The sequence below is a fragment of the Gemmobacter sp. genome, assembly GCF_046292685.1.
In the GTDB taxonomy this organism is placed as follows: Bacteria; Pseudomonadota; Alphaproteobacteria; order Rhodobacterales; family Rhodobacteraceae; genus Wagnerdoeblera.
The window spans coordinates 1-7,294 of sequence record NZ_JBKBQM010000083.1 but is presented as its reverse complement, the minus strand read 5'-3'; the positions used below and the strand labels follow the sequence as shown (position 1 = coordinate 7,294).

The window sequence follows — 7,294 nt, the reverse complement described above, 5'->3', positions numbered from 1 at the left end:
CGCCTCGTTGACCACCTGCCGGATCTTGCGCAGCGGATGCCGGGCGGGGATGCGCTCTTCAAGGTCAACATAGCTGAACAGCGACCCGCTCGCCTCGTCCGTCCCGCGCATCATCACCCCCCACCGTTGTCGTGCAAAGGGTGAAACATGTTCCTAACTCCGGGTCGAGGGCTGACTTCTTCAGCAGCCTGCTAAACCTGTCCTGTCGGGCAGGCAAGACCCGGTGCCGGGGCGGAGGGGCGCATCGGCGGCAAGCCCCCCGTCACCCACGGCCCAGTTTCGCCTCTCGTGCCGCCTTCATCCGGGCAAAATCCTCGCCGGCGTGATAGCTCGACCGCGTCAGCGGCGTGGCCGAGACCATCAGGAACCCCTTGTTGCGCGCGCTTTGTTCGTAAGAGGCGAATTCCTCGGGCGTCACGAAGCGGGCCACCGCGTGGTGCTTGGGGGTCGGTTGCAGATACTGCCCGATGGTCAGGAAATCGACATCGGCCGAGCGCATGTCGTCCATCACCTGCAACACGGCCGGGCGATCCTCGCCCAGGCCCACCATGATGCCCGACTTGGTGAACATGGTCGGGTCCAGTTCCTTGACCCGCTGCAGCAGCCGCAGCGAATGGAAATAGCGCGCACCCGGGCGCACCTCGTGATACAGACCCGGCACGGTTTCTAGGTTGTGGTTGAACACGTCGGGCCGCGCGGCCACCACGGTTTCCAGCGCCGAAGGCGGGCATTTCAGGAAATCCGGGGTCAGCACCTCGATCGTGGTGTCCGGGGCGCGGTGGCGGATGGCGCGGATGGTCTGGGCAAAATGTTCGGCCCCGCCATCGTCCAGATCGTCGCGGTCCACCGAGGTGATGACGACATGCTTCAGGCCCAGGGTGGCCACGGCATGGGCGACGCGCCCCGGTTCAAAGGCGTCCAGCGCCTGCGGCCGGCCGGTGGCGACGTTGCAGAAGGTGCAGCCTCGGGTGCAGATTTCGCCCATGATCATCATGGTCGCGTGGCCCTGGCTCCAGCATTCGCCGACGTTGGGGCAGCCCGCCTCCTCGCAGACGGTCACCAGCTTGTTCGACTTGAGGATATCGCGGGTGGCCTTGTAACCTTCGGAGGTCGGAGCCTTGACCCGGATCCACGCCGGTTTCTTCGGTTGCGGATTGTCGGGGCGGTGCGCCTTTTCGGGGTGGCGCTGGTCGGGCAGTTTGAGATCGCGCAACGGAATATCCCCTCGACGCCGGTATCCAGCGCAGAGATAGGCGCTTTCCGCCGCGGGCGCAACGGCGCGGCCCTTGTGGCCGCGCCCTGCCGTTCATTTCCAGCATGCGACCTGCACGGCCATCGCGGTGCCAAGCGCGGTCAGATCCTCGGGCACCATCACGCCGGGGGCCGCAGCCGCAACCGGCAGCGCAACGCCTTGCGCCGCCAGCGCGGCCAGCACCGCCGGCGCCGGGCTGACAAGATTGACCTCGGCCGGAAGCACGCGCGCCGGGTCGGCGATGCGCGGCTGCAAGACGCCGATCACCGCGCCGTCCGGCCCCAGCACCGGCCCGCCGGCATCTCCGTCCAGCGCCGGCAAGGTCAGCCGCGCACGGTCGGCCGAACCATCGAGCCCCGCCGCCGATTCGAAGCGACCGAAGGTCATCGACGGCAAGGGCAGGTCGATTCCGAAGGAAAAGCCGGCCACCGCCACATCGCTGCCCGGTGCCGGCAGGCTGCCGGCCATCGCGGCATGGCCGCGCGGCGCAAGCGGCACGGCAGGGCGCAACAGCGCCACGCCGGTGGCCGCGTCGCGGGCCTGCACCGACGCTTCGATCCCGGCATCCAGCGTGATGCGCGCGCAGCCTTCGACATTGGCCAGCGCCGTCAGCACCCGCCCGCCCGCATCGGCAAAGAACCCCGAGGCCGCGCGTTCCGGGCGGCGCAGTTCGGTGCCGGCCAGAAGCCCGGCCTTGGTCGCCTCGTCCAGCGGGACAAGGCCCGGGTCCAGCACGCGGTCGCCAAAGGGCCGGAAGCTGGCCTTCATGGCCTGAAGGATGCGGGCCGTGCGGGTGGCATCGGCGGTGCGCGCGGTCACCAGAAAGCCGCGGATCGTGCCTTGCACCAGTTCGGCCTGCGCCCAGGTCTCGATCTCGGCATTGCGGGCGGAAATGTCGAATCCGCGCGGGCGGCGGTTGCGCGGGCCTTCGGGGGGCACCACGGCCAGCGATTGCAGCATGTCGTAAAGCGCGTCCAGCGCCTCGGCATCGCCCGGCTGGCTGATGAGCCAGACCTGCATGCCGCTGTCGCCCCGCGCCAGGTAGCGCGCAAAGGGCGGGGCATAACGGTCGAACGCGACCAGACCCAGGGGAAGGTCGATTTCGATGCCGGCTTCTTCGTCGCGCAGGCGTTCCAGCCCGATTGCGGCCAGTTCGGCGCGCCACCCTTCGACCAGGGCGGTGCGCTGCGCGGCGGTCAGAACGCCGGTGGGTTCGTCGCCTTGCTGGCCTTGCCAGGCCGAAATCGCCGCCCGCGCGCCCGAGCCGAAAGCCCCATCCACCGCGGCCGAATAGACCCCGGCCCATTGCAGCGCACGCTGGATATCCAGCCGATCCTCGCGCGGCAGAGCCGCCTCGGCGCGGCGGGCATCGGCCAGCGTTTCGGCCGGCGGGTTGTCCGCCGGCGGCAAGGCGGCGGCTTCCGGTGCGGCTGCGGTTTCGGGCAGGGGGGCGGCGGGTGCTGCAGGCGCCTGAGCGGCCACCGCCGCGCCCGCAGGCCACATCTGTGTGCGATAGACCCGCCCGTCGGCGATGAAGCTGTCGCGCGGAATCCGGCCAGCGCTGCGCAGTTCGGTCAGGCGCCGTGCGGCCTCGTCCGGGGCAAAGGGGCCAAGCGCCACCGCATACCAGCCGGATGCCAGCGCAAAGCCCGACACCCCGTCCAGGCTGGCCGACCAGTCGCGCAGTCTTTCCTCGGCGGCGGCCAGGGTGTTGCGCGCTTCGATCTGGATCCAGACCTGGGGTGCCGCCTGTTGCGCCGCCGCTGGTCCGGCGCCGGTGCCTGCCATCGCGGCCAGAACAACCGCCGCCACCCATCCCCTGATCCGCCACATCTGCCGTTCCGCCCCTTGCTGCGGCCCCGGCACCGATGCGCCGATTGACCCTTCCTTGCCTCTTGCCTATGAGGACAAGGCTTTTCAAGAGGTCTGCCATGCCCGACAGCGCCGTGAAACCCCGCAGTTTCCAGGATGTGATCCTGCGATTGCAGAATTACTGGGCCGCCCAGGGCTGCGCCGTGCTGCAACCCTATGACATGGAGGTGGGGGCCGGCACCTTTCACCCAGCCACCACGCTGCGGGCGCTGGGCTCGCGCGCCTGGGCTGCGGCCTATGTCCAGCCCAGCCGCCGCCCCACCGACGGGCGCTATGGCGAAAACCCCAACCGCCTGCAGCACTACTACCAGTATCAGGTCATCATCAAACCCTCGCCGCCGAACATGCAGGATCTGTATCTGGGGTCGTTGCGCGCCATCGGCCTCGACCCCGCCCTGCACGACATCCGCTTTGTCGAGGACGACTGGGAAAGCCCCACCCTGGGCGCCTGGGGCCTGGGGTGGGAGGTCTGGTGCGACGGAATGGAGGTGAGCCAGTTCACCTATTTCCAGCAGGTCGGCGGGCACGACTGCAAGCCGGTCTCGGGCGAGCTGACCTATGGCCTCGAACGGCTGGCCATGTATGTGCTGGGCGTCAATCACGTGATGGACATGCCCTTCAACGCGCCCGATGCGCCGATCCCGCTGACCTACGGCGACATCTTCCGCCAGACCGAGCGCGAATACAGCCGCCACAACTTCGACGGCGCCGATACCGAAAAGCTGTTCGGCGATTTCGCGCGGGCCGAGGCCGAATGCGAACGCCTGCTGGCCTTCGAACCGACCGACCCCAAGGCCGGCAACCGCGCGAATGTCATGGTTCACCCGGCCTATGACCAGTGCATAAAGGCCAGCCACATCTTCAACCTGCTCGATGCCCGCGGGGTGATTTCGGTGACCGAACGGCAGGCCTACATCGGCCGCGTGCGCGCGCTGGCCAAACGCTGCGCCGATGCCTTCGTGCTGACCGAGGCCGGGGGGGCGCAGGCGTGAACGGCAAGGCGCTGGTCATCGGGCTGGTCGGCACGGCCGCCATCGCCGGGGCGGCGATGTGGTATCTGCAGGTCTATGCCTTCTACAACACGCTGCCCGATACCACGCCGCTGCGCGTGACGACCGAAACCGGGGTGCAGGCGCTGTCGCTTTCGGCGTTCGAGGGGATCGACGCCACATCCTCGCCCTTGCGGTTCCGTGCCTGCGCGACGCTGGCCGACCCCGGCGAGCTGACCACCGCCTTGCCGGCCGACAAGCCCGAACCGCTGACCGCGCCGGGCTGGTTCGACTGTTTCGATGCCGAAACCATCGGCACCGCGATCAAGCGCGGCGAGGCGCGGGCCTATCTTTCCGAACGCGAGATCGCCCGCGGCGTGGATCGCATCATCGCCGTCTTTCCCGATGGTCGCGCCTATGCCTGGCACCAACTGAACGGCACGCTGGAGAACTGAGATGCCCGACCTGCTGATCGAACTCTTCTCCGAGGAAATCCCGGCCCGGATGCAGGGCAAGGCCCGCGACGATCTGAAAAGGATGGTCACCGATGGCCTGGTCGAGGCCGGGCTGACCTATGCCGGGGCAGGCGCCTTTTCCACCCCGCGCCGCCTGACGCTGACCGTGCAGGGGCTGAGCGCCGAATCCCGCGCGGTGCGCGAGGAACGCAAAGGGCCGTCCACCTCGGCGCCGCAACAGGCCATCGACGGATTCCTGCGGTCCACCGGCCTGCGGCTGGACCAGCTGGAACGCCGCGCCGACAAGAAGGGCGAAACCTTCTTTGCCGTGATCGAAAAGCCCGGCCGCAAGGCGCCCGCCATCATCGCCGAGGTGCTGGAGGCGACCATCCGCAATTTCCCCTGGCCCAAGTCGATGCGCTGGGGCTCCGGGTCGCTGCGTTGGGTGCGCCCCTTGCACTCAATCCTCTGCATCCTGTCGGACGAGGCGGGGGCCGAGGTCGTGCCGCTGGAGGTGGACGGCATCCGTTCGGGCAACACCACCGAAGGCCACCGCTTCATGGCCCCGGGGCGCTTTGCCGTGTCGTCCTTCGACGATTACGCTGCGAAACTGCGTGCCGCCAAGGTGATGCTGGACCCCGCCGAGCGCGAGGCCCACATCTGGAACCACGCCACCCAGACCGCCTTTGCCCGGGGGCTGGAGGTCGTCGAGGACAAGGCCCTGCTGACCGAGGTGGCCGGCCTTGTCGAATGGCCGGTGCCGCTGATGGGGCCGATTGCCGATGAATTCCTGCACCTGCCGCCCGAGGTGCTGCAAACCTCGATGCGCGAACACCAGAAGTTCTTTTCGGTGAAGAACCCGAAAACGGGCCGGATCGAAAAGTTCCTGACCGTGGCCAACACCGAAACCGCCGATCACGGCGCAACGATCCTGAAAGGCAACGGCAAGGTGCTGGCCGCCCGCCTGTCGGATGCCCGCTTCTTCTGGGACAATGACCTGCGCGTGGCCAAGGCCGGGATGGCGGACTGGGCCGAAGGGCTGAAGGCGGTGACCTTCCACAACAAGCTCGGCAGCCAGGCCGACCGCATCGCCCGCATCGCGGCGCTGGCGCGGGAACTGGCGCCCGTGGTGGGCGCCGACCCGGACGATGCCGAACAGGCCGCCCGGATTGCGAAGCTGGATCTGCGCTCGGCCATGGTCGGCGAATTCCCGGAACTGCAAGGGGTGATGGGGCGCTATTACGCGCTGGCGACCCTGCAGGAAACCCCGCCCCGGCCCCCGAGCCGGGGCCTCGACGGGGCAGGAGGCCCCGGGTCAAGCCCGGGGCGGGTTGCCGCGATTGCCGACGCCGCCCGCGACCATTATTCGCCCCTTGGCCCCTCGGATGCCGTCCCGACCGCGCCCGTGTCGGTGGCCGTGGCGCTGGCCGACAAGCTGGACACGCTGACCGGGTTCTGGGCGATAAACGAGAAGCCGACTGGGTCGAAAGACCCCTTCGCGCTCCGCCGTGCGGCGCTGGGGGTGATCCGGCTGGTGCTGGGGAATGGGGTGAGGGTTCCTTTGCGTGGGGAACTTGTCCGCGGCCAGACCTTGCACCTTGGCGCCGTCGCCCGTCAGCACGATATCACCGACCTTCCCGAAAACTGGCAGCAAACGACAACCGACGACCTCCTCGCCTTCTTCCACGACCGCCTCAAGGTCTTCCTGCGCGACGAAGGCATCCGGCACGATGTCATCGACGCCTGCCTTGCCATGCCCGGCAACGATGACCTGACGCTGCTGGTCAAGCGCGCCCGCGCGCTGCAGGCTATGCTGGGGTCGGAGGATGGCGCCAACCTGATCCAGGGCTTCCGCCGCGCCAACAACATCCTGACCCAGGCCGAGGCCAAGGACGGGGTGGAATACAGCTACGGCCCTGACCCGAAGTTCGCCGAAGGCCCCGAGGAAGCGGCGCTGTTCGCCGCCCTCGACACCGCCGAGGCGCGGATCGCCCCCGCGATGCAGGCCGAGGATTTCGCCGCCGCCATGTCCGCCATGGCCGCCTTGCGCGCCCCCATCGACGCCTTCTTCACCGCCGTGCAGGTGAACAGCGACAACCCGATCATCCGCCGCAACCGCCTGAACCTCTTGCACCGCATCCGCGCGGTCTGCGGCCAGGTGGCCGACCTCGCCCGCATCGAAGGCTGAGGGGCCCCGGCCTTCCCAAGGGCCGCAACAATCGCGCGAAACTCGGGCCGGCGGCGCCCGTTGCCGCCGTCGGAGCCTCCGGCGGGGATATTTTGGTCAAGGAGAAGGGTGTGCCGTTTCACCTTGACCCAAATATCCCGGGGAGTCTTCGCGCAGCGAAGACGGGGCAGAGCCCCTGCGACGGTGCCGCCTAACAGGCTGCTGAAGAAGTCAGCCCTCGACCCGGAGTTAGGAACATGTTTCACCCTTTGCACGACAACGGTGGGGGTGATGATGCGCGGGACGGACGAGGCGAGCGGGTCGCTGTTCAGCTATGTCGATCTTGAAGAGCGCATCCCCGCCCGGCATCCGCTGCGCAAGATCCGGCAGGTGGTGAACGAGGCGCTGGCCAGTCTCGATGCCGAGTTCGAGGCGCTTTACACCGATTTTGGCCGTCCCTCGATCGCGCCGGAACGGTTGATCCGGGCGAGCCTGATCCAGATCCTGTTTTCGGTCCGCTCGGAGCGGCAGTTGATGGAACAGATGCAGTATAACCTGA

Annotated in this window: 6 protein-coding genes and 1 pseudogene; 4 read left to right on the top strand and 3 right to left on the bottom strand. The window is 68.2% G+C overall.

Annotated elements, in window-relative coordinates; translation table 11 throughout:
* The 3 genes and pseudogenes from ACK4S2_RS15255 to ACK4S2_RS15245 all read right to left on the bottom strand — a co-directional run.
* Positions 1 to 111 (bottom strand): annotated as a pseudogene (locus ACK4S2_RS15255) (IS5/IS1182 family transposase); the annotation flags it as partial.
* 151 nt (positions 112 to 262) lie between these two features.
* Complete coding sequence (gene lipA, locus ACK4S2_RS15250; RefSeq protein ID WP_409626293.1) at positions 263 to 1,213, bottom strand: lipoyl synthase; 951 nt, start codon at positions 1,211 to 1,213, stop codon at positions 263 to 265.
* 93 nt (positions 1,214 to 1,306) lie between these two features.
* Positions 1,307 to 3,085 carry a serine protease gene (locus tag ACK4S2_RS15245; RefSeq protein ID WP_409626290.1) on the bottom strand — a complete coding sequence of 593 codons (1,779 nt, stop codon included), beginning with the start codon at positions 3,083 to 3,085 and terminating at the stop codon, positions 1,307 to 1,309.
* A gap of 98 nt (positions 3,086 to 3,183) precedes the next feature.
* Here ACK4S2_RS15245 and ACK4S2_RS15240 point away from each other — a divergent pair, with 98 nt between their 5' ends.
* From ACK4S2_RS15240 to ACK4S2_RS15225, 4 genes are all read left to right on the top strand, one after another.
* A complete protein-coding gene (locus ACK4S2_RS15240; protein ID WP_409626287.1) occupies positions 3,184 to 4,116 on the top strand; it encodes a glycine--tRNA ligase subunit alpha in 933 nt (310 codons plus the stop codon).
* A complete protein-coding gene (locus ACK4S2_RS15235) occupies positions 4,113 to 4,568 on the top strand; it encodes a DUF6446 family protein (RefSeq protein WP_409626284.1) in 456 nt (151 codons plus the stop codon). The genes ACK4S2_RS15240 and ACK4S2_RS15235 overlap by 4 nt, the downstream gene beginning before the upstream one ends.
* Position 4,569: 1 nt before the next feature.
* The gene (gene glyS, locus ACK4S2_RS15230; protein ID WP_409626281.1) at positions 4,570 to 6,756 is read left to right on the top strand and encodes a glycine--tRNA ligase subunit beta; all 2,187 of its coding nucleotides are present in this window, start codon (positions 4,570 to 4,572) and stop codon (positions 6,754 to 6,756) included.
* 273 nt (positions 6,757 to 7,029) lie between these two features.
* Positions 7,030 to 7,294, top strand: a 265-nt coding sequence (locus ACK4S2_RS15225) for a transposase (protein WP_409626278.1), incomplete at its 3' end; no start/stop codon positions are given.